The sequence below is a fragment of the Halorhodospira sp. 9621 genome, assembly GCF_022228055.1.
In the GTDB taxonomy this organism is placed as follows: Bacteria; Pseudomonadota; Gammaproteobacteria; order Nitrococcales; family Halorhodospiraceae; genus Halorhodospira; species Halorhodospira halophila_A.
The window spans coordinates 17,624-43,541 of the sequence record NZ_JAJNRD010000012.1 but is presented as its reverse complement, the minus strand read 5'-3'; the positions used below and the strand labels follow the sequence as shown (position 1 = coordinate 43,541).

Genomic DNA, 25,918 nt, shown 5'->3' with positions numbered 1-25,918 from the left:
CCCGCCGGCGGCGTGTAGGCTTGCGTTCCAGGGAAGACGTGAGTCGTCGAGTACGCTAGTCAGGGACCCACCCCATGTCAACGTCGATGCGAAGCCCAGCCGCAGGAGAACAGAACGCCGTGGTGATCGGCGCCGGTGTCGGCGGGCTCGCCACCGCCATCGACCTGGCCTGCGCCGGACTGCAAGTCACCCTGGTTGAACAGGCACCGACACCGGGAGGGAAACTGCGCCCGGTGCGCATCGGTAACGCCTGGCTGGACGCCGGGCCGACGGTCTTCACCATGCGCGGTGCCTTCGAGGAACTCTTCGCCGACGCGGGGGAACGCCTTGAGGACCATTTGCGACTGCGCCCCGTTGAGCGCTTGGCCCGGCACGCCTGGGTCGAAGGCGGGCAGCTGGATCTGTTTGCCGATCCACGACAATCCGCCGAGGCGATCGGCGAGTTCGCAGGCCCCGCCGAGGCGCGGCGCTTCCGTGCCTTCTGCCGCCGCGCCGCGGAGATCCACGACACGCTGGACAACACGTTCATGCGCGCACAGCGCACTACCCCGCTGGGTCTTTTCCACCGCGTCGGGTACCGCAACCTCGGCGCCATGCTGCGCATCAGTCCGTTCACCACCCTCTGGCAAGCTCTTGGCCGCTACTTCCACGATTCGCGCCTGCGACAACTCTACGGCCGTTACGCAACCTACTGCGGCTCCTCCCCGTTCGAGGCACCAGCCACACTGATGTTGATCGCCCACGTGGAGTCGGAAGGAGTTTGGCAGGTCGAGGGCGGAATGCACCGTCTGGCCACCGCTCTGGCCGGGCTCGCTGAACGGTGCGGGGTCGAACTGCGCTGCGCCACCCGGGCACGGGCCATCCAAACCGCCCGAGGCCGGGTCAGCGGCGTCGAACTGGCCCACGGCGAGTTCCTGCCAGCCGGGACGGTCGTCAGCAACGGCGATGCCGCCGCCCTGGCCAGCGGGCTCTTCGGCGACCACCTGCGCTCGGCGGTGCGCAGACAGCCGCCCCGGACCCGCTCGCAGTCCGCGATCACTTGGAACTGGCGGGCCGAGACCGGGGGGTTCCCGCTTCACCATCACTCGGTCTTCTTCAGCAGCGACTACGCAGACGAGTTCCAGGCCGTCTTCCGCCGCGGCGAGCCGCCCCCGGAACCAACGGTCTATATCTGCGCCCAGGATCGCCACGACCAGCAGTCGGTTGCCGGCCCCGAGCGCCTCCTCTGCCTGATCAACGCGCCGGCCCAAGGCGACCGGAAAAGCTTCAGCGACACGGAGATCCAACAATGCCAGCACCAGACCCTCTCGCTCCTGGAGCGCTGCGGCCTCAGCATCCAGCCCACGGAAGAGACGCCGGTCATCCACACGCCCACGGACTTCGAGGCGCGTTACCCGGCGACGGGCGGGGCGTTGTACGGGATGGCCAGCCACGGGTGGCGGGCCTCGTTTCAGCGTCCAGCGGCGCGCACGCGGGTGCCGGGGCTCTATCTGGCGGGGGGCAGCACGCACCCGGGGGCGGGTCTGCCGATGGCGATGATGTCCGGGCGCCTGGCGGCGGCGCAAGTGCTGGCCGACCTGACTTCCGTCACACGGTCCCTTCGGGGGGCTACGTCTGGTGGTACCTCGACGCCCTGAGCGATGACGGCCGTCACGGGCTGACGGTCATCCTGTTCGTCGGCAGCGTCTTCTCACCCTATTATGCGTGGGCACGGCAGCGCGGGACGCCCATTCCGGAGGACCACTGCGCCTTCAACGTCGCCCTCTACGGCGAGAAGCGCGGACACTGGTGCATGACCGAACGGGACCGACACGCGCTGCGACGCGACCGTGACACCCTGGTCGTCGGCCCCAGCCAGGCGCGGTGGGTGGACGGGGAGCTCCTGCTGGACATCGACGAGCTAACCTTCCCGCGCCCGGCGTACCTGCGCGGCCGCATTCGCCTGACCCCCCGGGTCGCCAACGACCAGGCGCTGGTTCTCGACCCCGCTGGCCGCCACCGCTGGTGTGCCCTGGCCCCCTGCGCCCGGGTCCAGGTCGAGCTGGAGAAGCCGCGGGTCCGCTGGGAGGGCGAGGGCTACCTCGACACCAACGCCGGCGATGAACCGCTGGAGGACGGATTCAGCGGCTGGCACTGGTCGCGCGCCAGCGATGCCGACGGCACCACGGTGCTCTACGACGTCACCCCCCGGCAGGGGGAGGCGTACCGCAAGACGATCCGTTTCGACCGGCAGGGGGCGGTCAGCGAGGCCCCTGCTCCGGCATCGGCCCCCCTGCCAACGGCGCTGTGGGGCATCCGCAGGCGCATCCCGGCCGACGCCCCGGAGCAGGCCCGACTCATCGAGACCCTGGAGGACACGCCGTTCTACGCGCGCTCCCTGGTCGATACGGCGGTGGACGGCCGCCCGTTGCGAGCGGTCCACGAAAGCCTAGACCTCAACCGCTTCGCCAGCGCCTGGGTCAAACCCTTGCTGCCATTCCGGATGCCTCGCCGCGTGACGCGTACCGGCTGAGGTACTGGGCAAGCGGCGACCGTCGCCACGAGCAGCCCCGGCTGCCCGTGGCCTGTCAGCGTCCGGCGCCGTCCCGATCGCGTTCGCGCTCCTCGCGGATCTGCCGCAGGTCGCGGCGCATGATCACGATCTCGCGTACGGCGTAGGCCATGGCCAAAGCCACGAGTGCGAGCTTGAAGATGATGAAACCGGGCAGATCCATCGACCGCCCCTCCGCGCAGCGATGCCGCCCGGACTATCCGGAGACCTGACGCCCGGAGCGGGCGGCGTCCATACGCTCCAGGCGCTCCGCGTCCATCCGCTCGAGGCGCTCGAACAGGCCCAGCACCCAGGCGACCTGCCCCTCTAAGCGCCCCGGCGGGCCGACGGCCTCGGGAACCTGCCTGACAGCATCGATCAGGTACTGCCCCTGAGGCAAGGCCGGCGCCGAATCGTCCCGCGGCGCGGCGGCCAGCGTCGAGGCAACCTGAGAGAGGACACGCACTTTGCGCTGCCCGCTGACCACGGCCCGCTGGTTCACCGAGTCACAGCCGCGGCGTTCCAGCTCGCGGCCGATCTCGGCGTAGAGCAGACGTGCTGCGCACAGGCCGGGACGCACCCGGCGAGGCAGCGCGTGGAATCCCGGCATCGCCCGTTCGTAGTGGCGATCGGCGTCCCGCAGCAGTCGCTGGATGACGCCGCCGAGTTCCGACGAGAACCGCGGCCGGGCGAGGAAGGCGTCCGGGTCGACGCCGGCCTCGCGCATCCACTGCCGCGGCAGATAGAGCCGGCCACGCCGCGCGTCCTCACCCACATCGCGGGCGATGTTGGTCAGCTGCATGCCGATCCCAAGATCGCAGGCCCGAGCCAGGGCGGACGGACTGCGCACATCCATAAGCAGCGACATCATTACGCCGACGGTCCCGGCAACGCGCACGGCGTACTCGTAGAGTTCCTCGATGGTCTCGTAGCCGCGTCCCTCGGCGTCCCAGCGAAACCCCTCGATCAGGGCCCCCGGCAAGGTTTGCGGGATGTTGTAGTAGTGGGCGACGCAGGCAAAGGCACGGTCCGCCGGGTGCGACTGGGGCCGGCCGGCGTAGGCCGCCTCCAGGCGCTCACGGAGCGCGGCCAGGGCCGCCGCATCACCCGGTCCTTCGTCCACGGCGTCATCCGCTTCGCGACAGAAGGCGTAAAGGGCCGTCGCGGCATCCCGCTGCTCCCGCGGGAGCAGCCAGGAAGCCGCCATGAAGGTCCGCGACCCGGTGCTGAGCAGGGCCCGACAAGCTCGGCGATCGGTATGGAGCAGGTACGGCTCCGGCGCCAGGCTTGGATCAGGCGAAGGTACGAGCATCTGGGACTACCTCGTCGAGGATTTTGGCGGATGAGACTACACCGGGCAGGCCGGCGCCGGGGTGCGTACCGGCACCGACCAGGAAAAGGTTCTGGACGTCTTCGCTGCGGTTGTGCGGGCGGAACCAGGCGCTCTGCTGGAGCACCGGCTCCAGGCTGAAGCCGGTGCCGAGCCACGACTTCAGCCGGTGGCGGAAATCAAGCGGCGTGGCCACCAGGGAGGTCACGAGCTCTTCCTCCAGCCCGGGCAGGACCGTCTCGCTGAGGTACTGCGAGATCGCCTGCCGGTAGGGCTCGGCCTGCGCCTCCCAGTCCACGTCCCCACCGAGGTGGGGCACCGGCGAGAGCACATAGAACGCGTCACACCCCTCCGGCGCCAGGGACGGATCGGTGGCCGTCGGCCGATGCAGGTACAGGCTGAAGTCTTCCGCCAGCACCTTGCGCTCGAAGATGTCTCGGATCAGCTCCTTGTACCGTGGCCCCATGAGGATGGTGTGATGCGGCACGTCGTGGTATTGGCGGCGGGTACCGAAGTACCAGACGTAGAGACCCATGGAGTAGCGCGCCCGGTCCAGGCGGCGATCGCTCCAGCGGCGGCGGGCACTGGCCGGCACCAGCTTGCGGTAGGTCCAGGCGGCATCGGCATTGGATACAACGACATCGGCCGCGATGCGCTCGCCGCTGCTCAGCTCCACGCCGGTCGCCCGCCCCTGATCCACGGTGATCGCCTCGACGTCGGCGTTGTAACGGACCTCGCCCCCCTGCCCGGCGATCAGATCGGCCATGCCGCTGGCCAGCCTGCCCGTACCACCCATGACGTAGTGGACCCCCCAGTGCTGCTCAAGGTACTCGATCAGGCAGTAGACCGAGGTCACCGAAAACGGGTTGCCGCCGATGAGCAGCGGGTGGAAGCTGAGCACCTGACGCAGCCGCTCGTCCTTGACGTAGCGCGAAACCAGCCCATGAACGCTGTAGTAGCTCTGCAGCCGGATCAGGTCCGGGACCACGCGGAGCATGTCGGTAAACCGGTTGAACGGCTTGTAGCTGAGCTCCTCGAAGCCGATCCGGAAGATCTCCTCGCTGGCCGCCATGTAGCGGTGGTAGCCATCGACATCGCCGGGTGCGAAGCGCTCCACCTCGGCCCGCATCCGCTCCGGATCGCCGGTGTAGTCGAAGTGACTGCCGTCATCGAAACGGACCCGGTAGAAGGGGTCCATCAGGCGCAGGTCGATGTCGTCCTCAAAGCGCCGACCCGCCAGCTCCCAGAGTTCCCGGAAGAGAAATGGCGCGGTCACGATGGTCGGCCCGGCATCGAAGGTGAATCCGTCCTGATGATGCACGTAGGCCCGCCCCCCTGGTCCGTCCAGACGGTCCACCACGGTGACCCGGTAGCCACGCGCGCCGAGACGGATGGCCGCCGCCAGCCCGCCGAAGCCGGCCCCGATGACCACGGCGTGGGGAGACTGACCGCCGACAGCGGGTGCAGGAGCATCAGGATTCATTCGCATAGGTTTCACCTTAAGTACGGTCGGGACTATGTCAACGAACATCCGCTTCACCGCGACCTTTTGGCGCGGTCGTGCGGATGGCGGCCAGGACCTGCTCGGCCACCCGATCCGGTGCTTCCTCGTGCGCCAGATGGCCAAGGTCGGAGAGGGTTTCCAGTCGCGCCGACGGCACCCGCAGCCGAACCCGCTCGGCCTGCGCCGGGGGCACGGTGCGATCCCCACTGGCTGCGAACAGGACCAGCGGCACGGTCAGCCGCGGCAGATCCTCCATCAGCGCGTAGAGACCGTCATGGGTGCGGGCCATCATCCCCAGCGCAGCGGCCACATGCCCTGGGTGGGTGGCCAGCCGCTGATAGAGGTCGATACCCGCCTCGTCGATCCGGGATCCGGTGCGCGCCAGCACATCCGCGAGGAAATCCCGGTTGCGGGCACGAAAAGCGAGCCAGAAGGGGACCAGCGGGTTGTAAGTCAGGAGACGGGCGGTGGTGGGAAACAGGTGGCCGGCGATGCCGCTGAAGGGCAGAAAGGCGCCGTTGATGCTGATCAGCACATCCGGGCGGATCCGCGCGTCGAGGGCCATGCGCGCCAGCAGCGCTGCGCCCACCGAGTGGCCGATAGCCACCCGTGGACACAGCTCAAGCGCATGGAGGAGTTCGGCGATCCCCTGCCCGGCCCCGCCCAGAGTCTGCAGGCGGCGCGGCGGCGGGGCGCTGAATCCGTGACCCGGCAGGTCCGGCGCGACCACGGTATAGTGCCGAGCCAGCCGCGGGCCGAAATCGCGCCAGGAGTGAACGGAAGCGGCACTGCCATGCAGCAGCAGGGCGGGCGGCCCCTCTCCGTAGACCTGGACGTGCCAGCGCAACCCGCCCGCGTCGACGAAACGGCTCGCCTTGTGGTTCGGCCACCCGGCAGCCTCCCGCTCCCAGGCCAAACCCGCTCCCATGGCCTCCCTCCTAGGTCTAGCGCCCGGTACCGGTCACCGCCTGCACCGCTGAGCTGATCGAAGAGGCATCGGCACGCGGCAGGGGCAGGTATTCGGCGCCCATGGCCTCGGCCAGCTCACGACCCATCGGCCGCGGCCGCGGCGAGGTGTCCACCACCAGAGCCCGGATCCCCATCACCCGGATGGCGCGAGCCGACTCGGTGGCCTCCTGCTGCGCCTTCTCCCGACCGCCCACCCCTTCACGGGTGACATTGGCGCGGCCGTCGGTGAGCAGGATCAACACCGGGGTGGCGCCCTTGCGGCGGACCTCGTCGGTGAGCTGTCGGGCGGTATCGATGCCTGCAGCCAACGGCGTGCCGCCTCCCCCGGGCAGCCCGGCAAGCCCCTTCTTGGCGCGGGTCAGCGAGCGCGTCGGCGGCAGCAGCACCTCAGCCCCTCGGCCCCGGAAGGCAACCAGCGCCACCTCGTCCCGACGCACGTAGCATTCGGCCAGCAGCAGCTCCACGGCGCCCTTGGCCTCGGAGAGGCGGTGCATGGCTGATGACCCCGAGGCGTCCACCGCGAAGATGGTCGTCGTCTGACTGCGCTGCTTGAACCGGGTAATACGAAAGTCCTCGGGGCGGACGATCACCCGGCGGCCGGTCTGGTCGTGCTGGCGCCGCAGGGGCTGCCAGGGGGCCGCCGTGCGCAGGGTCTCCACAACATTCAACCGAGCCCCGCCACCGGGACTGCCCGGGCGCACCCCGGCCGGCCGGCCGCGCCCACCGCCCTGCTGAAGGGCACCGGCCCGCCCCGGCGTCTGCGAGCGGTTGCGCTGGGCCAGTTCCCGGATCTTCATCTGCTGCAGCAGGTTGTCAGGCAGTACGGCACGCGCTGCATCGAGCACCACCTCGGCGGGGATCTCCGCCGGCGCCTGCTCTTCGTCGTCCTCCTCGTCCGGCCCTTCCTCGGGCTGGTCCTGCTCGCCGCCGTCATCCTCCGGCCGCTCCTCATCCGTCTCCTGTTCTGGCGGCGGGGGCGACTCCTCCTGTTCCTGCTGCTCGGCCTCCTGCTGTTCAGGCTCCTGCTGCTCTTCGGGCTGCTCCTGTTCCGGCTGTTGCATCTCCGGAATGCGGGTGGCCCGCGGCACCAGGATCAGGCGGGTGGCCAGGGCAACATCCTCCTGGCTGACCTCGGTCCGCCCATCCAGCGCTGCGGCCGCCCGGGCGGCGCGCAGGGCCTGCAGCGGTGCGCGCAGCGAGCCGATGCCGAGCGCCAGCCCGCCGGCACACAGGGCCTCGGCGAGGTCGTCGGAGCAAGTGACCTGGTCCAGGCGCTCGCGGGCCGCAGCGACATCCTCCGCTGTGTACTCGCAGCCGCCAGCGACGTGGACCGGAATCCCGTTAAGCTCGAGATGGCAACCCAGGCGGTCCCGGAGCGGTCCCACCGGCCGCTCGTCCTCCTCGGCCCCCTCGTCCAGGGCGATCACCCCGAAACGACTCGTCATCCGATCGGCCAGGCCGTCCCGCTCCAGCCGGACCTCGCCGTTATCGAGCACGGCCCCCAGCTTGCCGGCCGTGGCCGGCGCAATGCGCTCAGCCATCGCCAGCACGGCCACGCCGCCATCGACCTCGGCCAACACCCCGCGCTCGACCACTGGCCGGCCGGAACGCAGCGTAGCGGTCAGGTCGAGCCCGCCTAGCAGGCGGCTGTCCGAGATATTGATCGGGATGCGGCGCCAGGGCGTACCCGCGGGCAGCAGCTCACGGGCGATCTGCACCCAGCGCTCGCGCACCGGCCCGGGCAGCGAGCGCAGGCATACCCCCCCCACGCCGGGGGGGTCGATCGCCAGCAGCGCCGCGGCGCACGTCGCATCCTCCCAGGCGGACTCGGCGTTGGTGTAATCGAGCGCGGCGCTCATGCAGGCAGGTGCTCCTCCACGGCTCGCTGGACCCGGGTGGTGGACCCGGACTCGTCGAGGGGATCGCGGCGCAGCCGATGGCGCAGCGCCACACTCGCCACTTGGCGCAGGTGCTTGACCTCGACCTGACCCGCCTGCTCGAGGGCAGCGGCAGCGCGGGCGGCACGGATCAGGGTCAGTTCACCGCGGAGCCCGTCGGTGCCCAGGGCGATGCACAGCGTCGACGTGCGCTCAAGGATCTCATCGGTGACCTCGACGTGCGGCAGCTGCTGGCGTCCGCGCTCGATGCGCTCCCGCACCTCGGCGTCATGATCCGCCCACTTGCGCACGAACGCCTTCGGGTCGGACTCGTACTCATCGCGCCGGCGGACCACCTGCATGCGCGTGTGCAGGTCTTCCGGCGTGGAGACTTCCACCGACAGCCCGAAACGGTCGAGCAGCTGCGGGCGAAGCTCTCCCTCCTCAGGGTTGCCGCTGCCAATCAGGACGAACTTGGCCGGGTGGCGCACGCTGAGCCCCTCGCGCTCGACCACGTTCTCGCCGCTGGCGGCCACGTCAAGCAGGAGATCAACAATGTGATCCTCGAGGAGGTTCACCTCGTCGATATAAAGAAAACCGCGGTTGGCGCGTGCCAGAAGCCCCGGCTCGAAGGCCTTTTCCCCCCGCGTCAGCGCCTGCTCGAGGTCGAGGGCACCGACGACACGGTCCTCGGTCACCCCCAGCGGCAGGTCCACCACCGGCACGTTGATCTCTTGCACGTTGAGTTGCTTGCCCGCCTGGGTCTGCTCCCGGCAGTGATCGCAGAGGGTATCGTCGTGATCCGGGTTGCAGTGGTACGGGCAGTCAGACACTGCGCGAATCGTCGGCAGCAGCCCGGCCAGGGCACGGACTACCGTCGACTTGCCGGTGCCGCGGTCGCCAAAGACCAATACACCGCCGATGGAGCCGTCCACCGCGGCAATGGTCATCGCGAGCTTCATCTCGTCTTGCCCGGCGATCGCCGAGAAGGGAAACGCTGGTGCCATGGATTGTGCCGTCCCAGTTTTTGGAGTCAGTGACCTTGCGGAAACGGGCCGCCCGGCCCGCGCGCAGATTAACAGAGGGACACGCCCGGTACAGCCCTACCGGGCCGCCCACTCCGCGACCGGCTGCTCACGAATCAGACGCCGGAACCACGGCGTGTAACGCCGGGGATGCTGCTCGGTATCCGCCTGAATCCGCAACGGGGCCGCCCAGGCCCATGCGCCGATTTCGGCCGGATCCGGGGCGGGCTGATCGTCCAGGGCGCGGCCAATCAGCACATGGGCGTATTCATGTTCGGCGAGCCCGGTATGAGGATCTTCGGCGTGGTAGGTAAACTGCGAAACCGGCTGCAAGCGGGTCGTGAAACCGAACTCTTCGCCCAGGCGGCGCTCGGCCGCCTCGGTGACGCCCTCGCCGGGCCGCGGATGGCCACAGCAGGAGTTCGACCAGAGCCCCGAGAAGTGGTACTTGCTATCGGCGCGACGCTGCAGGAGCAAATGACCGCGCGGACTGAACACGAGCACGCAGAACGCCAGGTGCAGGGTCCCGCCGTCGGCGTGGGCGCGGATCTTCTCTTCGGTGCCGACGCGCTGCCCTTCCGGGTCGACGATCACCACGTGCTCCATCGTGTCCTCCCCGCTAGAGACCTCGGCGCGCATTGGGCAACATCGTCGCGCCCCCCTTGCGCCTGGCGCGATAGTACGACCATTCTCTAAACGCTGGCAAATGCGCCGTTACGTCGCACAGAACCGTATACTGGAAAGATCCATCACCGGCCCCCTGAGTCGGCCGGGGTGGTGCATTGGAAGGTCACCTCGACCCTGACGTGAGAGGAGCCAGAATGATGAGCAAGAAACCGTGTGACCGCTCCCGCCGCAAGTTCCTGCGCCTGGGCCTAATGAGCACGGCGGCGATCCCGGCCGCGAGCCTGTTCGGCTCCAAGGCCATGGCGGATGACAACAACAACGGCAACGACCGGACCTGGGAGATCATCAGCGAGGATGCGCCGGAGGCCAAGGGCATCGGCTACGTGCATAATCAGGCCGACGCCGACATGGACCATCCCCGCTTCGAAAGCCACCAGTTCTGCGCCAACTGCCTGCTCTACGTCCCCCACGAGGAGGACGGAGACCACGGCTACTGCGCCGCCTTCGGCATGGACGAGAAGCGCCTGGTCAATGCCAACGGCTGGTGCTGGGCCTGGGAAGACGCCGGTGATGCCGCCGAGGTGGGTCCCCGCGACGTCCCCGCGGACCAGCTGCGGCGGGGCTGACCCCACCGCTTCAGGTACGGGGTGAACCAGCCGGGCGGGAGCGCCCCGGTTGCTGCGCCAGAGACCGCCGGGCTGCCTGATCCAGGCGCCCGGCGACGTCTTATTGGCGCGGCCGATCACGATATCGGTCAACCATCGAAGATCCAGCGTCAAGGACCCTAGACAGCAGGCGGTCTAGCCGTGCAAGTTACGCGGATAGACCGAATCACGCAGTTACCAAGGCAGTCGCGGAGGCTCGACCCATGCGTATCGTCTTTATCCATCCCAACTACTCTTCGGGCGGTGCGGAAATCGCGGGCAACTGGCCCCCGGCATGGGTCGCCTACCTGGCCGGCCATCTCAAGCGCGCCGGCTACGACAACATTCGGTTCATCGACGCGATGACCAACAACTTCTCCGACGAGTACATCCGCGAGGAACTGGAGAAGGAAAAACCGGACATCGTGGCGACGACGGCGATCACGCCTTCGATCTACGTCGCCGAGCGAAGCCTGGAGATCGCCAAGGAGGTTGACCCCGAGGTCGTCACCCTCATCGGCGGTATCCACCCGACCTTCATGTACAAGCAGGTCCTCAGCGAGGCGCCCTGGATTGACGCCGTGGTCCGTGGCGAGGGTGAGGAGATCATGGTCAACCTCGCCCGCGCGGTTGACGAGGGGCGCTGGCCCGATGAGCGCGAGTCCATCCTCGGGATCGCTTACCGCGACGGCGAGCAGATCGTCGCCACGCCGGCGGCGCCGACCATCAAGGACCTCGACAGCATCGAGCCGGACTGGGGCATCCTGGAGTGGGAAAAGTACACCTACATCCCGCTCAACACCCGAGTCGCCATCCCCAACATGGCGCGGGGCTGCCCGTTCACCTGCTCGTTCTGCTCGCAGTGGAAGTTCTGGCGCGACTACCGGATCCGCGATCCGAAGAAGGTCGTGGACGAGATCGAGAAGCTTGCCGACGAGCACGACGTCGGATTCTTCATCCTTGCCGACGAAGAGCCGACCATCAACCGCAAGAAGTTCATCGAGTTCTGTCAGGAGCTGATCGACCGCGGACTCCCGGAACGCGGCATCCTCTGGGGCATTAACACCCGTGTCACCGACGTGCTGCGCGACGAGGAACTCCTGCCCTTCTACCGCAAGGCCGGCCTGATCCACGTCTCGCTGGGCACAGAGGCAGCCGCGCAGCTCAAGCTGGACCGGTTCAACAAGGAGACCACCGTCGCCCAGAACAAGAAGGCGATCGAACTCCTGCGCAACGCCGGGATCGTGGTCGAGGCTCAGTTCATCGTTGGTCTCGAGAACGAAACCGCCGAGACGCTCGAAGAGACCTACCAGATGGCCCAGGACTGGAAGCCGGACCTGGCCAACTGGGCCATGTACACCCCCTGGCCGTTCTCGGACCTGTTCCGCGAGCTCAAGGACACCGTGGAGGTGTACGACTTCGAGAAGTACAACTTCGTGACGCCGATCATCAAGCCGCAGGCCATGGACCGCGGCGAGCTGCTCGATCGTACGATGAGCAACTACCGGCGCTTCTACATGCGCAAGGCGCTGTTCTCCTACCCGTGGGCGGGGACCGGTGACCGGCGCAAGTATCTCTTCGGCTGCCTCAAGGCCTTCCTCAAGGCTGGCTTCCAGCGCAAGTTCTACGACCTGGGCAAGCATGGCTACTGGGGTCCGCAAACCCGGAAGAAGGTCAGCGAGAACATCGAGAAGAACTTCGACAAATCGCGGACCCTTTCCGAGGCACAGCGGGCGGAGTACGAGGAGCACGCATCCAAGGAAGAAATCAAGGCTGCCCGGTCTCACAAGGCGGGCACGGAGACGGAACGCACCCCGGCGGAAGCCACCGTGCAGGTCCACCGGGACGGAGTCCCCGGCAAGGACAAGCAGCAGAAGGCTGCTGAGACCGACGAAGTCTGAGGGTTCCAGAGTGGACGCAGCGACCGGGCAACATGAAGAGGCCCGCATCGGGCCGAACGCGATCCTTCAGGTTGCGGCGGCGTTGTCCGCCCTCGAAGACGAGGATACCGCCCGGCGGTGCTTTGACGCCGCTGGGCTATCCGACTGGCTCGAGCATCCCCCAGAGGCGATGGTTCCGGAGTCAACGGTCGCCGCACTCCACCAGTGCGTACGACGCGAACTCGGCGCCGACCGGGGCGCGCGGGTGATGCGCGAGGCAGGCGAGCGGACCGGGGAGTACGTCCTGAACAACCGCATCCCCGCCCCGATCCGGGCCCTGCTGCGGTTTCTTCCGCCGGTCCTGGCCGGACCAATGCTGCTCAAGGCCATCTCCCAGCACGCCTGGACGTTTGTCGGCTCCGGACAGCTGACCATTCGCAAGGGTCGACCCTGCTTGCTGGAGCTGGCCCACAACCCGGTCATCGCCGGCGAGCGGGCCGAAGGGCCGGTTTGCCACTGGCATGCCGCCGCCTTTGAGCACCTGTTCCGGTCGCTCGTCCACGGCGACTCCACCATCCGCGAGACCCGTTGCGCGGCCGCTGGTGACGAACGCTGCGTCTTCGAGCTGCGCTACCGCTGACTTCTCTCCGCCCGCCGCGATATCAGCCGGCCGGACCGCCCAACATGGGGAAGGTCACTCCGAGCGCCCAGGCGAACGCCACCGCGTTGGCCAAGCCGGCCACCAGCGGATGCCCCGTGTGCCGGTAGACCCACCGACTGAACAGCCCGTAGACCGCGAAGAAGACCACCACCACCGGGACGATGAGCAGCAGGAAGAACAGCCCTTGCGGATCGAGTGCCACCGCCAGTCCCAGCGAGACCAGGAAGAGCACCTTGGTGGCGGCGTAGGCGCCGCGGCGCATCCCCTGCCCCCGGCTCAGCCACTCATCGGCGAGGAAGTACGGCAGCGTGCCGGCCACCATCGCTAGCATCAGCGGCAGCCGCTCGATGGAGGGATAGAAAACGGTCACGAACTGATCGAGCACCGCACCAAGGATGACCAGGCAGTAGGCGGTGACCGCAGCAGCGCCGAGCAGCCAGCGCCCCCCGGTGCGTCCGGACACGCCGACGGCGGCGGCGATATCCCGCACGCCGGGCCGCCCCGCGGTCCACCACAGCAGGACCGTACTCAGCAGCCCGTAAACCCCGAAATGGATGGCAACGTAGTCGCCGATCACCACCGGCAGGAAGTCGGTAGGCACCGGCGCAAGCACCAGTGGCGTCGCCAGCGCCGGGACACCGGCAACAACGGCCAAACGCCGCCATCCGGCACCCGCTCCCTGCCCGACCACGGCCACCCGCGGCAGCAGGCGCGCAGCCGGCCGCGCCAGGGTGATCACCGCCGCCAGCAGGAGGGCCACCCACGGCCCGCGGGCCGCCACCCAACCGTCGCTGTCGCGCTCGAACGCCTGATCCAGCCAGGCCACCGCCTCCTTCAGGCTGACCTGACTGTACAGCACACCCACGTGCTCGACCCCCGGCGCCACCGCAATGCGCCGCGCAGTGCCGTCGCCGAAGTCGCCGTAGGTCCGCCCGAACTCCACGTCCTCGGGCTCGAGCTCGGCAAAGGCCATCGCCACCACGCGTTGACCCTCCTCCTGCAGACGACGCTCGAACCCCCCAACCACACTCATTACGTTGGCCGGGGTCTCGGCATCCACGGTCGGCGCAAACATGGACACCCCCACCGTGGCCACCACATCGTCCCGCTGCTGCGCGAACCGTACGATGATGTTCGACGCCATGGAGTGGCCAAGGACGGCCATGGGCTCAGCCTCGCCCATCAATTCCGCCCAAGCGTAGTCGGCCACCCGCTCCGTCTGCTCCACCAGCGCCTGAGCTGCGCCATCCTGTGCGGTGATGTCACCGTGCAACGGGCGTGGATTCCGACCGTGGCCGAGGTAGTCAAAACTGACCACGGTATAGCCGTTACCGGCCAGCGTCAGGGCGAAGGGATCCATGAGGGGGCGCGAGCCGGCAAACCCGTGGGAGACAAGCACGACCGGCCCCGGTTGACCGGCTTCCGGCCGATAGATCGTAGCTGGTGTATCAGCGATGGTCAGCACCTCGCGCTCAATGCCGACCTCGTCGCCGAAAAGTTGATGGAGCGCCACGCCGATAGCGATCAGCGCAGCCAGTGCCAGCCCCAGATCCCACCGCGCAGAGCGTCCACTGCCAGCCATCTTCGGCGGTCACCCCGAGGAGGAGGAGGCGTCCGCGTCGGCCGGCTTGGCAGCCACTTCCCGCGTGCCCCGGTTGCGCGCCTTGAGGCCCCAATGCCAAAGGAAGGCGGTGGGCATGGGGATGACCAGGAACCAGTGTTCCAGGATGGCTAGCGCCATCAGAGTCGCCACCAGCGTCAGCCCCACGGCGGTGAACGCATCAACCCCCGGGGCCATAGCGGCCTGAACCAGAAGCACCAGCGCAACGGTAGAGACACTCACCGAAAACGGGAAAAACAGGTTCATCGGGCGCCGCCGCATGAAACCGCGCAGGAACTGCATGTGCTCCGGCACGAACTCCTCGTTGAGATTGCGCACCCCGAGGAATACGTTCACCCGCGCGCTCTCGTGCATCCAGGCCAGCACCAGGAAGGTCCACAGCGCCACCAGATTGCCGTCCCCCCAGGTCAGGATCGCCAGCACGACGCCGAGCACTAGGATGGCCAATTCGTGGTAGACGTTGCTCTGCAGCGCATGACCGAAGTGACGCCAGCCCGAGCAGTCCGGCGGGCAACGGATCTGCCGTGGCCCGGTAAGGTAATTGGTATAGTAACTCAGCTCCACCCACGCCCAGATCAGCAAAGCGCTGGTAAAGGCGATGTAGGCACCGCCAACCGAGGTGTCGGTGCTGCTAATCGCCACCCCGTAGAGCCCCATCCCGAGCCCGACGGTCCCACCGAGCATGCTCCAGCGGAAGGTATGCACCGGGAGGTTGTCCAGATAGATCACCACGCCGGTGCTGAACCACCAGAGAAACAGCGCGAAGAGCGCTGGCAGCAGGTATTCGACCATTACGGCCCCTCGACGCCGTTCTCTTCGTCCTCAGTGTCCAGGAAACGGACGAAGGCGCCGGCGTTGTCCTCACCGAACGCGGCCAGGTCGACCCCCTGCCCGGTGACCGGATCCTCGAGGATGAGCCGTCCGTCCGCGCGCCCCTTGAGGATGAATGGGACCTCGTCACTGCCGCCCGTCCGGACCCGCGACTGGGCGAGCTGCCGAACCGTCTGGCGCATAAACGACTCCTCGCCCTCGCCAGCCCTCGCCAGCTCCTCGCCGGTGCGGCCATCACGGACGACGATCTCGCCATCCACATCGTGGAACGACAGCGCACGCTCAGCCACCGGGGGCTGAAAATCCGTCCCGGTCGTGCCGAGGACCAACTCGGTGTAAAGCACGTAGACGGTCAGCATCAGGATGAGCCCCAAGGCGGTCACCGGCATAATGACCTTGGAGATCGGTCCTGCCTTAAGATGCTCGTCGTTGTCGGAAGAAGCCATGGTCAGATCGTCTCTCCGGCGAAGGTCAATGCCGCCGCACTCAGGAGTGCGCGGCGGCTTCCTGATCGACCCCGGAGGCGGTCTGCGTACCCTCTTCCCGTGCCCGGTGGGCCTCCAGCGCCTCGGCCAGAATCCGCGCCGCCTCGTCGCCATCCGGGATGACCCGGAGGGTCGGCTCGGGGGGGCTCAGCCGCCAGGGCCGAACGTGGGGCCAAAATAGCAGAAAACGGACCTTCTCGCCCTCATCCAGCCGCAGGGAAACGTCACTCGTGCCGTCCCTGTGCTGGGCCAGGTTCGCTGCCTCGATGCGGTCAAACGGCAGATTGACCGTCGTGGGTAACGACGCCCCGATACGCATCACCACACGCCGGTTGGTGATGGTGTAGAGCGTGGTAGTGCCCATCCACCAAGCCAGTGCCATGAGCAGGCCCACTGCAACCGCACCGATGAGCAGCTGGTTCAGGGCGTAACCGCCCGCGGCCACCGCCCCTTCGCCCTGGAGCAGCGCGTCCGTGGCGAACCACGTGCCGACGATGACGAAGTAGGCGGCAACCTTGCGGACATGAAGCGCCCGCTTGGCGAGCGACCACCAAGCGGGCTTTCCCTGCCACAGGATCTCTTCCCCATCCGGGAGCTCCTCGGGGAGCCCCGGGATGGGTTCGAACTCGTGCGTCCTCAAAGGAACGGCTCCGTGCGGCCAGGCACCGCGTACAGGACACCACCGCCGAAGTACCCGGTGATGAAGTCCTCTTCCTGCGGCGAGATGCGATCCGCTTCACGCAGCCGCGGGACATCGGTGAACTGCTGCCCCGTGATGGCGTTGACGCGCACCTTGCTGTCGTAGCCGACGCGGGCGAAGTTGATCGGCAGCAGGACTCGGTCGCCGCTGGAACCCACGCCGGAGAGGTCCATCTCCAGGTACATCGGGCGCAGCTCGCCACGATCGACCCAGATATCCACGATCTTACCGGCGACCTTGCCGTCGCAACCAAGCACCTGGTAGCCACGCGGGTCAGGATCAATCTCCGGCCAGAAGCGGGCGACATCACGACTCATGCCCACCTCGAACTCGGTGGCAACCCGCAGCGGGCAGATCTTCTGCTTGCCGCCGTGGGTGACCTCCGGCTCGTCCTCACGCTTGGCCCACGCGGCGGGACCAAGGCCATCAACCATCGGGTTGCCGGTCGGCTCCAGGGGCGCACCGTCCCAAGGCGCGGTCGGCTCCGCACGCAGCTGGGTGTTGAGTTCATAGTCGGTCTTCTCGGCACGCGGCACCTGGATGCTGCGGCCGTCCGCGAGCTTGAAGACCTTGGGACTCGGCGGAGCCGGGAAGCCGAGCTTCTTCTCCGGGGTCCGGTTGCAGTTTTCGTTGGCTTCCGCCTGCAGCGGATACCCCTCGCGCTTGTCCTCCATCCGCAGATAGACGATCAAGCCGGCCAGAAAGAGCCAGAACGCGTAGAGCGTCATCTGAGCTACGTTCATGTAGTCAGTAAGAGCGCCAGTTCCTTCCATAACGAACCTCCACTCGAAAGGGCCTTACCGATTGAACGGCGTGGCCTGTACGAGACGACGATGACGTTTGCCTAACCCTGCCACGCTGGGCGCGCCAAGGGCCCGTGTGCGACCGCAGTCGCTAGTAACCCGACTCGTTGGACGTTGCTGTCGACGGCGATACGCTCCTCCCCCCCTCTCTTGCAAACCGCGCCAGCGGCCACGCCGCGACGACCATGGCGAGCAGCAGCACGATCTCCACCGAGTAGACCACGCTGTACCCTGCCGCCGGGTGCAGATACAACTCCGGCATCCGGCCGGCTTCCGCCAACGCCGGGACCAGATCCGAGATCCCGGCACCAGCAGCCAGTGCGGCACCGAGCACGGTTGCCTGCACTGCACCCCATGCACCGATGGCGATCCCGCTCTGCTCGCGCGTCGCCATCGACATCGTTGCGGCGAGCGTCCCGACGTAGAACAGGGCCCCTCCGACCCCGATCACGACCTGCCCGATCCTGAAGACCGTCGGCGAGTCGAGGGGTGCCGAGACGATCACCAGCGAAAACGCCAGCACGCCAACCAGGGCACCGATGGTCGCCACACCGTAGGCGTTGATCCCGCGCTCAAGGGCCATCTTGGCGAACCAGAAGCCGATGAGCATGCCAATCGCCCACAAGCCGGTCAGCAGCGTGGTACCGGCGACCTCCAGGCCCAGGACTGAGGCCCCGTAGGGCTCGATGATGATGTCCTGCATCCCGAAACCGGCGGCACCGATACCGATGACCACCAGGAGGCGAACCACCGGCCCCCTCTCTACGAAACTTTGCCACGACTCGCTTAACGGTGGACGCGGTCGATCGACGCGGCTGCGCTCGGGATCCCGTGGCTCCTGGCGCCAGAGCGCGAACACATTGAGCGCCCAGACCACCAGAGCGGCCCCCTGAAGCACCTGCACCAGGCGCTCGTGGCTAAAGTCAGAGAGCAGCAGATAGAACACACCGGTGGAGATGACCATGCCGAGCAGCAGCATGACGTACATCACGCCGACCACCTGCGGCAGTTTTCCCTCCGGCGCAAGGTCGTTGGTCAGGGCCAGGCCGGTCGTCTGGGTGACGTGGACACCGAGGCCGGCCAGGAAGAACGCCAGCGCCGCACCCAGGGATGCCAGGAAGGGCGCATCGGCGCCGTACTCGGCCTGGACCAGAAGCCCGAACGGCATCACCGCCAGGCCGCCAAACATCAGCAGCGTGCCGATCCAGAGGTACGGCACCCGCCGCCACCCCAGCGCCGACCGCCGGTGGTCCGAGCGGTGCCCGATCAGCAGGCGCAGCGGTGCGAACAGGATCGGCAGGGCGATGACCGCGCCGAGCAGGGAGGCTGCAATGCCCAGCTCGTAGATCATCACGCGATTGAGCGTCCCCGTGAACATGACGTAGAGCATGCCCACAGTGACCTGGAATAGGGACAGACGCAGGATCTGCGTCATGGGCAGTTCCCGGGTCCCGACATCGGCGAAGGGGACGGCCAGGCGGCGCAGGCGCGCCTTGAGAAGAGACGCGGTATCCGTCATGGTCGCTGCAGCTCCAACGCCTGAGAAATGTAGAACCCCCGTGCGATCTTGCGTGTCCGACCGACTTGCCAGCCGCTACCCAGGGTCGGCTCGTTGCCAATGGCCTGGCGCAGCCGGCGCTCGGCAACCGGCTCAATCGCCGGAGAGCGATCGCCCCGCGGGAAGAGCTTGCCGACGGCGTGCATGGTCGCCAGAAGCGGCGTGCGCGGCGCGAAGGTGAACACCATCTGCTGTCGTGTACGCCTGGCCAGGCCCGCCAGCGCCGCCACGGCGTCCGCGCAGGGGTAGTGGATGAGCACATCCATCGACACGACCCGATCAAACTCTCCCCAGTCCGGATCGAGCATGTCGCCGACGTGGTACGCCAACCGTCCGGCACCCACGTCATCCGGCATCCGTTGATGGGCGATATCGATCAGGTTTTGCGAGACGTCGACACCAACCACATGGGCGCCCCGGCGCGCGGCCTCGACACTCAGTTCACCGGGGCCGCACCCGGCATCCAGGATGCGTTCACCGGTGAGATCGGCCGGAAGCCAGTCGAGCAGCGTCTGCCGCATCTCGGCCCGACCGGCGCGCACCGTGGCCCGGACACCGCTGACCGGGGCATCCGAGGTCAGCCGCTCCCAGGCCTTGGTGGCCGTTCGGTCGAAGTAGGTGGTGACCCGGCTGCGCCGTTGTTGATACGACTCCGTAGGCATCAGTCGAACCCCAGCAGATCGAAGACCTCGCGATCCTTCAACGGCGCGGGGTTCAACGGATCGACGCCATTCCACAGCGCAGCCGCCAGGCTGAGGTATTCGTCGCGCACGCGGTCGAGTTCATCGGACTGCTCGTCGAGTTCGAACAGCGTGGCCTTGTGAAGACGGCTGCGCCGCACCACGTCGTAGTTCGGCACGTGCGCCAGGGTACGCAGCCCGATGCGCTCGTTGATCCGGTCAATCTGATCGGTCCGCTCGCTGCGATTGGCGATCACCCCGCCGAGGCGCACCTTGTAATTCTTTGCCTTGGCCTGGATGGCACCGGCGATCCGGTTCATGGCGAAGATCGAGTCGAAGTCGTTGGCGGTGACAATCAGCGCCTGGTCCGCGTGCTGTAAAGGCGCCGCGAACCCGCCACAGACCACGTCGCCGAGCACGTCGAAGATGACCACATCGGTCTCTTCCAGCAGGTGGTGCTGCTTGAGCAGCTTGACCGTCTGCCCCACGACGTAACCGCCGCACCCGGTTCCGGCCGGCGGGCCACCGGCCTCCACACAGAGCACGCCGTTGTAGCCTTCGTAGACATAGTCCTCGGGGCGGAGCTCCTCCATGTGGAAGTCCACCTCTTCGAGGCTGTCGATCACCGTTGGCACCAGACGCTTGGTGAGCGTGAAGGTCGAGTCGTGCTTGGGGTCGCAGCCAATCTGCAGCACGCGCTTGCCCAGCTGGCTGAAGGCGACGGCAAGGTTGGAAGAGGTCGTACTCTTGCCGATCCCGCCCTTGCCATAGACAGCGAAGACCTTGGCCCGGTCCATGCCGCCGGTGGATTCCATGTGGACCTGCGAGCTCCCCTCGCCATCGCCTCGGCCTCCGATCCCGGACACCGGCACCGAGCCATTGCTCATGCGGCCTGCTCCTCCTCGTTGACGCCCTCGTAGTAGTCCTCGAGCTCGTCCCCGGCCCGGCGCAGGGCCTCGAGCGTCTCCTCATCGGGGTTCCAGTAGTTGCGCTCGTGGGCTTCCAGCAGCCGGTTCGCCAGCTTGGCCGACGCCGCCGGGTTGAGCTGCGCCATGCGCTCGCGCATCTCGTCGTCGAGCATGAAGGTCTGGGTAAACTGCTGATACACCCAGGGCTGTACCTGGCCGGTGGTCGCCGACCAGCCCATGGTGTTGGTCAGGTGGACCTCGATCTGGTGCACCCCCTCATAGCCGTGCTCCAGCAGCCCCTCGTACCACTTCGGGTTGAGCATCCGGGTGCGGGTCTCCAGCGCCACCTGGTCGGAGAGGGTCCGCACCTTGCCCTCCCCCCGGGTCTGGTCGCCGATGTAGACCGGCACGTGCTCACCTCCGCGGGAGCGCGCGACCGCGCGACTGATGCCCCCGAGGGTGTCGAAGTAGTGATCGACCGTGGTCACGCCGAGTTCCACCGACTCCAGGTTCTGGTAGGTCAGCTCAACCCCGGAGAGCATGCTGCCGAGCAGCTCCTCCTGGCGCTTCGGTTCACCGCTGCGCCCGTACGCGTAGCACTTGCGCCGGGTATAGGTATCCGCCAGTTCGTCCTCGTTTTCCCAGGCGCCCTGGTCGATCATCGAGCCGACATTGGAGCCGTAGGCCCCGTCCGCGTTGGAGAACACCCGCAGCGCGGCGGTTTCGAAATCGCACCCGTGCCGCTCCTGATACGCCAGGGCGTTGCGGCGGATCGGGTTCATCTCCGGCGGCTCGTCCTCGGCGGACGCAGCCAGGTACGCTGCCTCGGCCAACACCCGGGTCTGCAGGGGCAGCAGGTCGCGGAAGATCCCAGAGAGGGTAATCACCACGTCGATGCGCTTGCGACCTAGCTCCTCGAGCGGGATGAGCTGCGCCCCGGCGAGCTTACCGTAACTGTCGAAACGCGGCCGGGCACCGATCAGGTGGAGGGCCTGACCGATGGGGGCTCCCTCGCTCTTCAGGTTGTCCGTCCCCCAGAGGACCATAGCGATGGAATCGGGCAGCTCCTGGCCCTCCTCGCGGTGCTTCTCGAGCAGCCGCTCGGCCTGCCGTGCGCCGTCCTGGACGGCGAAGGCGCTGGGCAGGCGGTAGGGGTCGAAGCCGTGCATGTTCCGCCCGGTAGGCAGGATCTGCGGGCTACGCAGCAGGTCACCACCCGAGACCGGCGGCACGAACCGGGCATCCAGGGCGTGGACGATGCCCTGCAGCTCCTGGTTATCCCCCAACTTCCGTGCCGTGTCGGCCAGTCCTTCCAGAACCTCTTCGGTGACCTCCGGGTCATCGTTCTCGGCCCGGGCCAGCGCCTCCCGTGGCGAACAGCCGTCAACCAGTGCCTCGACACAGGCCCGCTCCACGGTCACACCGTGGGTGGTCTCCGCCATGGTCACCAGCTGGTCGACCCGGCCCTCGCGGGACGGGGGCTGACCCACCACATGGAGCCCCTCGGGGATGAGGGTGTACTCCATCTCGAGGATGTCCTCGCTGAGCTGCGCAATGCGCCGCTCCGCTTCCTCCTCGGCCCACTCGGGCTCAAGTTCGGCCAGATCCACCTCGGCGGCCTGGGCCTGGATCAGGCGGGCCAGCTCGGTGCGCTCTTCCACGTTGTCCGGCGGCGCAGAGCGGTAGCGCTCCACGGAAGCCTTGAGCTCGAGCAGCCCCTTGTACAGGCCCGCCTTGCCAACCGGCGGGGTCAGATAGCTGATCAGCGTGGCGGCAGAGCGCCGCTTGGCGATGGACCCCTCGGAGGGGTTGTTCGCCGCGTAGAGGTAGTAGTTGGGCAGATCGCCGATCAGCCGATCGGGCCAGCAACCCGCGCTCATGCCGCACTGCTTGCCCGGCATGAACTCCAGGGCACCGTGGGTGCCGAAGTGCAGCACCGCATCCGCCCCAAAATCCTCTCGGATGTACCGGTAGAACGCCGACATGGCGTGGGTCGGTGTCAGCCCCTTCTCGAAGAGCAGCCGCATCGGGTCGCCCTCGTAACCAAAGCCCGGCTGCACGCCCACGAAGACGTTGCCGAACTGCGCGCCGAGGACGTGGATGGATTGTCCGTCACTCTGCGCCTTGCCCGGAGCTGGTCCCCACTGCTCCTCGATCTCCTTGAGATAGGGCTCGCGGGCAACATAGTCGTCCACCGTCACCCGGTGGTGGACGTTGGCGTGGGCCCCATAGCTGCCGGCGTTGCCCTTGATGATGCGATCGCGCAGATCGTCCACGGACTCGGGCAGATCGACCCGATAGCCGGCATCATCGAGTTCCACCAGGGTGTTGTAGAGGGATGCGAATACCGACAGGTATGCCGCCGAGCCCAAGGCGCCGGCCTCCGGCGGGAAGCTGAAGATGACGATGCTCAGCTTGCGGTCGCTGCGTGGGCTACGCCGCAGGCGGATCAGCCGATCGACCCGGGAGGCCAGCATCGCGGCCCGCTCGGGGTGGGCCTCCATGCGGCAGACACCGTCGGCCCCAGGGATCGCCGCACGGCCACCGAAGACCACCGGTCCAGTGGCACCATCAAGCTCGGGGATGGCCACCATCATGGTGGTCTCTACCGGGGTAAGGCCGCGATCGGAACCTTCCCATTGCTCCAGGGACTGGAACTCCAGCGCCTGGGCGTTGAGATACGGCACGTCGAGCTTGCGCAGCAGCCGCTCGGCGGCGCCGGAGTTGTTGTAGGCCGGCCCCCCCACCAACGAGAAACTCGTCAGCGAGATCACCGCATCGACACAGGCGCGGCCGTCCGCCATGAAGAACCGCTCGACAGCCGGACGGTTGTCGAGGCCGCTCGCGAAGGCCGGGATGACCCGATAACCGCGGCTCTCCAGGGCCTCGATGACGCCGTCGTAATGCGCCGAATCACCGGCCAGTACGTACGAGCGCATCAGCAGCAGTCCGACCGTCCCGCGCGAGGCGCCACCCTCCGGCTCCGGAAGATGGGCCGGGCTGTCGCCAATGCGCCGCTCCATGCGCGGGTGGTAGACGCCGACATCGGGATACTCGATGGGGTCCTGCACCTCCAGCTTTCCGCGCAGGCCGCTGCGCGGGCCCGCCGCGTACCGATTGACGAGGAAACGGACCATGTTCTCGACGTTCTCGTCGGAACTGGCCAGAAAATACTGCCAGGTCAGGAAGTAGGCCCGGACATCCTGCGCCGTGCCCGGGATGAAGCGCAGGATCCGAGGGATGCGGCGCAGCATCGCAGCCTGCTTCTCCCCCGAGCTGCTGTCGTCGTCGTCATCCTGCTGCTCTGCCTTGCCCTTCTTCCCGCGCAACTTCTTGAGCAGGGACATGGGCCCACGGGAGCTGCCGTCCATGGTGAACTTGCCCATCCGCGTGAGCTTCATCACCTCGCCGGCGGACATGATGCCAACCAGCGCGTCGCAGTCGTCCCGGCGCGCCTCGAGGTCCTCGCGCACGGGCTCGATGTGCTCCTCCATGAACAGCATGGTGACGACGATGATGTCCGCCGAGGCGATCCGCTCCCGCGCGCGCTCCAGCGCCGCGGGGTTGTTGTTCCAGTCCGAGGCGGCGTGGTAGCTGAGCTCGAGACCCGGGATATCGCGTTGCAGGGCCGGTCGCGCGCGCTCCACGGCGCCCGCCATGTGGCTGTCCAGCGTGATGATGGCGACGCGCACCGGCGTCGGGTCAGCGACTGAAGTGGGCTTTGGCATCGTAAATTGTCTCCACTGTTATTGTCGCAATGCCTCGGTCGGCGGCGAAGCGCTCGGTGTTGCGCCGGGCCTTGCCCCGCACGAAGAACGGGATCTTTTTGAGTTCGGCTTCGGCCTCCGGCGTCCAGCGTATCTCAGCGCCTTGCTCCGACTCGGCGACGGCAGCCGTCGTCTCGGTCTGTCCCTCTTCCCGAGCCGCCCCGCCCGAAGCCGGCGCTGCGCCGGCTTCCAAGTGGGACGGTGCGTCAGCCGTGAACTCGAAGTCTTCCTTGAACATCCCGAGCAGATGCTCTTCCAGGCCCATCATCAGCGGGTGGACCCAGGTGTCAAAGATGACGTTGGCCCCTTCCAGGCCCATGTTCGGCGCATAGCGCGCCGGGAAATCCTGTACGTGCACCGGTGCCGAGATCACCGCGCACGGCAGTCCCAGGCGCTTGGCGATGTGCCGCTCCATCTGCGTGCCGAGCACCAGCTCCGGGCTGGCCTCGGCCGCGGCACGCTCCACCTCCAAGTAGTCGTCGGTGATCAGCGGCTCGACCCCGTAGGCCTTGGCGGCCCGACGCACCTCCCGCGCCTCTTCGCGGGCGTAGGTCCCCAGTCCGACGACCTGAAAGCCGAGCTCCTCGCTGGCGATACGCGCCGCGGCGACGGCGTGCGTACCGTCACCAAAGATAAACACCCGCTTTCCGGTCAGGTAGTTGGAATCGACCGAGCGGCTGTACCAGGCCATGCGCGCATCGGTTTCGGCCAGCACCTCGCTGACGTCCAGGCCGGTCACCCGCCCGACCTCGGCCAGAAAATCGCGGGTAGCGCCCAGGCCAAGGGGCACCGTAGTGACGGTCGGCTGCCCGAAACGGCGCTGCAGCCAGTCGCAGGTCGTGCGCGCCACCTCGGGATAGAGGCAGACGTTGAAATCGGCCTCGGGGATGCGGCGCAGGTCATCTGGGCTAGCCCCGAGCGGAGCAACCACGTTGACCTCGACACCGACCGATTCGAGCAGCCGGGCAACCTCCTGCACGTCATCCCGGCAGCGGAAACCAAGCGACGTGGGACCGAGCAGATTGGCGCGCGGGGCACGCGCCGTATCCGGTTGTGCAGCGGCGCCTCCACTGTCGCCCTCGAGCAGTCCGCGAACCAGCTGGTAGAAGGCCTCGCTGGCGCCGTACCCCTCCTTGCGTGAGTATGCCGACAGCTCCAGCCCGATCACCGGGACCGGCAGGTCCATGCCGCGTGCCAGATCCCCGGGCTGATCCTGCAGCAGCTCCGCCGTGCAGGAATCGCCGACCAACAGCGCTTCCGGCCGATAGCGCCGGTAGGCAGCGGTCACCGTCTCGCGCACCAACTCGGCGGTATCCCGGCCCAGGTGCCGCGCATTGAAGGTGGTATAGCTCACCGGCGGACGCCCGGGGCGGCGCTCGATCATGGTGAATAGCAGATCGGCGTAGGTGTCACCCTGAGGAGCGTGGAGGACGCAGTGGACCCCCTTCATCGACGCCGCGATCCGCATCGCGCCGACGTGGGGAGGGCCTTCATAACTCCAGAGCGTCAGCTGCATCC

At 67.5% G+C, this 25,918-nt stretch carries 22 protein-coding genes; 5 read left to right on the top strand and 17 right to left on the bottom strand.

The features are described from left to right. Positions 1–74 precede the first annotated feature (74 nt). Entirely contained in the window at positions 75–1,637 is a 1,563-nt protein-coding gene (gene crtD / locus LRF89_RS07505; protein WP_201242198.1) for a 1-hydroxycarotenoid 3,4-desaturase CrtD, read from the top strand. A gap of 155 nt (positions 1,638–1,792) precedes the next feature. Next, positions 1,793–2,512 (top strand): carotenoid 1,2-hydratase, encoded by a 720-nt coding sequence (locus LRF89_RS07500; RefSeq protein WP_238634401.1) that lies wholly within the window; start codon positions 1,793–1,795, stop codon positions 2,510–2,512. Between the two features lie 55 nt (positions 2,513–2,567). Here LRF89_RS07500 and LRF89_RS07495 read toward each other — a convergent pair whose 3' ends face one another. The 7 genes from LRF89_RS07495 to idi form a co-directional block, all read right to left on the bottom strand. Next, positions 2,568–2,714 (bottom strand): hypothetical protein, encoded by a 147-nt coding sequence (locus tag LRF89_RS07495; protein WP_201171005.1) that lies wholly within the window; start codon positions 2,712–2,714, stop codon positions 2,568–2,570. A 33-nt stretch (positions 2,715–2,747) separates the two neighbouring features. Next, positions 2,748–3,842 carry a phytoene/squalene synthase family protein gene (locus LRF89_RS07490; protein WP_238634402.1) on the bottom strand — a complete coding sequence of 365 codons (1,095 nt, stop codon included), beginning with the start codon at positions 3,840–3,842 and terminating at the stop codon, positions 2,748–2,750. After that, positions 3,823–5,349 (bottom strand): phytoene desaturase, encoded by a 1,527-nt coding sequence (locus LRF89_RS07485; RefSeq protein ID WP_201242196.1) that lies wholly within the window; start codon positions 5,347–5,349, stop codon positions 3,823–3,825. The genes LRF89_RS07490 and LRF89_RS07485 overlap by 20 nt, the downstream gene beginning before the upstream one ends. Before the next feature lie 31 nt (positions 5,350–5,380). Next, complete coding sequence (gene bchO, locus LRF89_RS07480; RefSeq protein WP_201171011.1) at positions 5,381–6,292, bottom strand: alpha/beta fold hydrolase BchO; 912 nt, start codon at positions 6,290–6,292, stop codon at positions 5,381–5,383. Positions 6,293–6,308: 16 nt separating this feature from the next. Further along, entirely contained in the window at positions 6,309–8,192 is a 1,884-nt protein-coding gene (locus tag LRF89_RS07475) for a VWA domain-containing protein (RefSeq protein WP_238634403.1), read from the bottom strand. Then, positions 8,189–9,217, bottom strand: a complete 1,029-nt coding sequence (gene bchI / locus LRF89_RS07470) for a magnesium chelatase ATPase subunit I (protein WP_238636851.1) — start codon at positions 9,215–9,217, stop codon at positions 8,189–8,191. The genes LRF89_RS07475 and bchI overlap by 4 nt, the downstream gene beginning before the upstream one ends. Before the next feature lie 96 nt (positions 9,218–9,313). Continuing rightward, positions 9,314–9,841, bottom strand: a complete 528-nt coding sequence (idi, locus tag LRF89_RS07465) for an isopentenyl-diphosphate Delta-isomerase (RefSeq protein WP_238636850.1) — start codon at positions 9,839–9,841, stop codon at positions 9,314–9,316. Positions 9,842–10,059: 218 nt separating this feature from the next. Between idi and LRF89_RS07460 the strand changes: the two genes are divergently transcribed. The 3 genes from LRF89_RS07460 (at position 10,060) to bchJ (ending at position 13,026) form a co-directional block, all read left to right on the top strand. Next, positions 10,060–10,488, top strand: coding sequence for a high-potential iron-sulfur protein (locus LRF89_RS07460; protein ID WP_201171020.1), 429 nt, complete (start codon positions 10,060–10,062; stop codon positions 10,486–10,488). Positions 10,489–10,730: 242 nt separating this feature from the next. After that, entirely contained in the window at positions 10,731–12,407 is a 1,677-nt protein-coding gene (gene bchE / locus LRF89_RS07455) for a magnesium-protoporphyrin IX monomethyl ester anaerobic oxidative cyclase (RefSeq protein ID WP_201171021.1), read from the top strand. A gap of 10 nt (positions 12,408–12,417) precedes the next feature. Then, positions 12,418–13,026 (top strand): bacteriochlorophyll 4-vinyl reductase, encoded by a 609-nt coding sequence (gene bchJ, locus LRF89_RS07450; RefSeq protein WP_201171023.1) that lies wholly within the window; start codon positions 12,418–12,420, stop codon positions 13,024–13,026. Positions 13,027–13,048: 22 nt separating this feature from the next. Here bchJ and LRF89_RS07445 read toward each other — a convergent pair whose 3' ends face one another. The 10 genes from LRF89_RS07445 to bchB all read right to left on the bottom strand — a co-directional run bounded on the left by LRF89_RS07445 (position 13,049) and on the right by bchB (position 25,916). After that, entirely contained in the window at positions 13,049–14,629 is a 1,581-nt protein-coding gene (locus LRF89_RS07445; protein ID WP_238636849.1) for an alpha/beta hydrolase, read from the bottom strand. A gap of 9 nt (positions 14,630–14,638) precedes the next feature. Further along, positions 14,639–15,460 carry a putative photosynthetic complex assembly protein PuhE gene (gene puhE, locus LRF89_RS07440; RefSeq protein WP_201242191.1) on the bottom strand — a complete coding sequence of 274 codons (822 nt, stop codon included), beginning with the start codon at positions 15,458–15,460 and terminating at the stop codon, positions 14,639–14,641. After that, positions 15,460–15,945, bottom strand: coding sequence for a photosynthetic complex assembly protein PuhC (gene puhC, locus LRF89_RS07435; RefSeq protein ID WP_201242190.1), 486 nt, complete (start codon positions 15,943–15,945; stop codon positions 15,460–15,462). Before puhC ends, puhE begins: the two co-directional genes overlap by 1 nt. Positions 15,946–15,985: 40 nt before the next feature. Next, positions 15,986–16,624, bottom strand: coding sequence for a photosynthetic complex putative assembly protein PuhB (puhB, locus tag LRF89_RS07430; RefSeq protein WP_201242189.1), 639 nt, complete (start codon positions 16,622–16,624; stop codon positions 15,986–15,988). Beyond that, positions 16,621–17,457 carry a photosynthetic reaction center subunit H gene (puhA, locus tag LRF89_RS07425; RefSeq protein WP_238632486.1) on the bottom strand — a complete coding sequence of 279 codons (837 nt, stop codon included), beginning with the start codon at positions 17,455–17,457 and terminating at the stop codon, positions 16,621–16,623. The genes puhB and puhA overlap by 4 nt, the downstream gene beginning before the upstream one ends. Before the next feature lie 121 nt (positions 17,458–17,578). Then, complete coding sequence (locus LRF89_RS07420) at positions 17,579–19,006, bottom strand: BCD family MFS transporter (protein WP_201242187.1); 1,428 nt, start codon at positions 19,004–19,006, stop codon at positions 17,579–17,581. Continuing rightward, the gene (bchM, locus tag LRF89_RS07415) at positions 19,003–19,707 is read right to left on the bottom strand and encodes a magnesium protoporphyrin IX methyltransferase (RefSeq protein WP_238632487.1); all 705 of its coding nucleotides are present in this window, start codon (positions 19,705–19,707) and stop codon (positions 19,003–19,005) included. The genes LRF89_RS07420 and bchM overlap by 4 nt, the downstream gene beginning before the upstream one ends. After that, positions 19,707–20,612: a ferredoxin:protochlorophyllide reductase (ATP-dependent) iron-sulfur ATP-binding protein gene (gene bchL / locus LRF89_RS07410; RefSeq protein WP_201171042.1), complete on the bottom strand. Its 906-nt coding sequence runs from the start codon at positions 20,610–20,612 to the stop codon at positions 19,707–19,709. Before bchL ends, bchM begins: the two co-directional genes overlap by 1 nt. Then, positions 20,609–24,361 carry a magnesium chelatase subunit H gene (locus tag LRF89_RS07405; RefSeq protein ID WP_238636848.1) on the bottom strand — a complete coding sequence of 1,251 codons (3,753 nt, stop codon included), beginning with the start codon at positions 24,359–24,361 and terminating at the stop codon, positions 20,609–20,611. The genes bchL and LRF89_RS07405 overlap by 4 nt, the downstream gene beginning before the upstream one ends. Beyond that, entirely contained in the window at positions 24,336–25,916 is a 1,581-nt protein-coding gene (bchB, locus tag LRF89_RS07400; protein ID WP_201171054.1) for a ferredoxin:protochlorophyllide reductase (ATP-dependent) subunit B, read from the bottom strand. Before bchB ends, LRF89_RS07405 begins: the two co-directional genes overlap by 26 nt. Between the last annotated feature and the right edge of the window lie 2 nt (positions 25,917–25,918).

Excerpts from the sequence above, each read along its gene's own strand:
- crtD (WP_201242198.1), top strand. The coding sequence starts at position 75 with ATGTCAACGTCGATGCGAAGCCCAGCCGCAGGAGAACAGAACGCCGTG.
- LRF89_RS07405 (WP_238636848.1), bottom strand. The coding sequence starts at position 24,361 with ATGCCAAAGCCCACTTCAGTCGCTGACCCGACGCCGGTGCGCGTCGCC.
- puhE (WP_201242191.1), bottom strand. The coding sequence starts at position 15,460 with ATGGTCGAATACCTGCTGCCAGCGCTCTTCGCGCTGTTTCTCTGGTGG.
- bchE (WP_201171021.1), top strand. The coding sequence starts at position 10,731 with ATGCGTATCGTCTTTATCCATCCCAACTACTCTTCGGGCGGTGCGGAA.
- puhC (WP_201242190.1), bottom strand. The coding sequence starts at position 15,945 with ATGGCTTCTTCCGACAACGACGAGCATCTTAAGGCAGGACCGATCTCC.
- LRF89_RS07485 (WP_201242196.1), bottom strand. The coding sequence starts at position 5,349 with ATGCGAATGAATCCTGATGCTCCTGCACCCGCTGTCGGCGGTCAGTCT.
- LRF89_RS07495 (WP_201171005.1), bottom strand. The coding sequence starts at position 2,714 with ATGGATCTGCCCGGTTTCATCATCTTCAAGCTCGCACTCGTGGCTTTG.
- LRF89_RS07445 (WP_238636849.1), bottom strand. The coding sequence starts at position 14,629 with ATGGCTGGCAGTGGACGCTCTGCGCGGTGGGATCTGGGGCTGGCACTG.
- LRF89_RS07460 (WP_201171020.1), top strand. The coding sequence starts at position 10,060 with ATGAGCAAGAAACCGTGTGACCGCTCCCGCCGCAAGTTCCTGCGCCTG.
- bchO (WP_201171011.1), bottom strand. The coding sequence starts at position 6,292 with ATGGGAGCGGGTTTGGCCTGGGAGCGGGAGGCTGCCGGGTGGCCGAAC.
- bchL (WP_201171042.1), bottom strand. The coding sequence starts at position 20,612 with ATGAGCAATGGCTCGGTGCCGGTGTCCGGGATCGGAGGCCGAGGCGAT.
- puhA (WP_238632486.1), bottom strand. The coding sequence starts at position 17,457 with ATGGAAGGAACTGGCGCTCTTACTGACTACATGAACGTAGCTCAGATG.
- LRF89_RS07490 (WP_238634402.1), bottom strand. The coding sequence starts at position 3,842 with ATGCTCGTACCTTCGCCTGATCCAAGCCTGGCGCCGGAGCCGTACCTG.
- LRF89_RS07420 (WP_201242187.1), bottom strand. The coding sequence starts at position 19,006 with ATGACGGATACCGCGTCTCTTCTCAAGGCGCGCCTGCGCCGCCTGGCC.
- bchB (WP_201171054.1), bottom strand. The coding sequence starts at position 25,916 with ATGCAGCTGACGCTCTGGAGTTATGAAGGCCCTCCCCACGTCGGCGCG.
- LRF89_RS07475 (WP_238634403.1), bottom strand. The coding sequence starts at position 8,192 with ATGAGCGCCGCGCTCGATTACACCAACGCCGAGTCCGCCTGGGAGGAT.
- LRF89_RS07500 (WP_238634401.1), top strand. The coding sequence starts at position 1,793 with ATGACCGAACGGGACCGACACGCGCTGCGACGCGACCGTGACACCCTG.
- bchI (WP_238636851.1), bottom strand. The coding sequence starts at position 9,217 with ATGGCACCAGCGTTTCCCTTCTCGGCGATCGCCGGGCAAGACGAGATG.
- idi (WP_238636850.1), bottom strand. The coding sequence starts at position 9,841 with ATGGAGCACGTGGTGATCGTCGACCCGGAAGGGCAGCGCGTCGGCACC.
- bchM (WP_238632487.1), bottom strand. The coding sequence starts at position 19,707 with ATGCCTACGGAGTCGTATCAACAACGGCGCAGCCGGGTCACCACCTAC.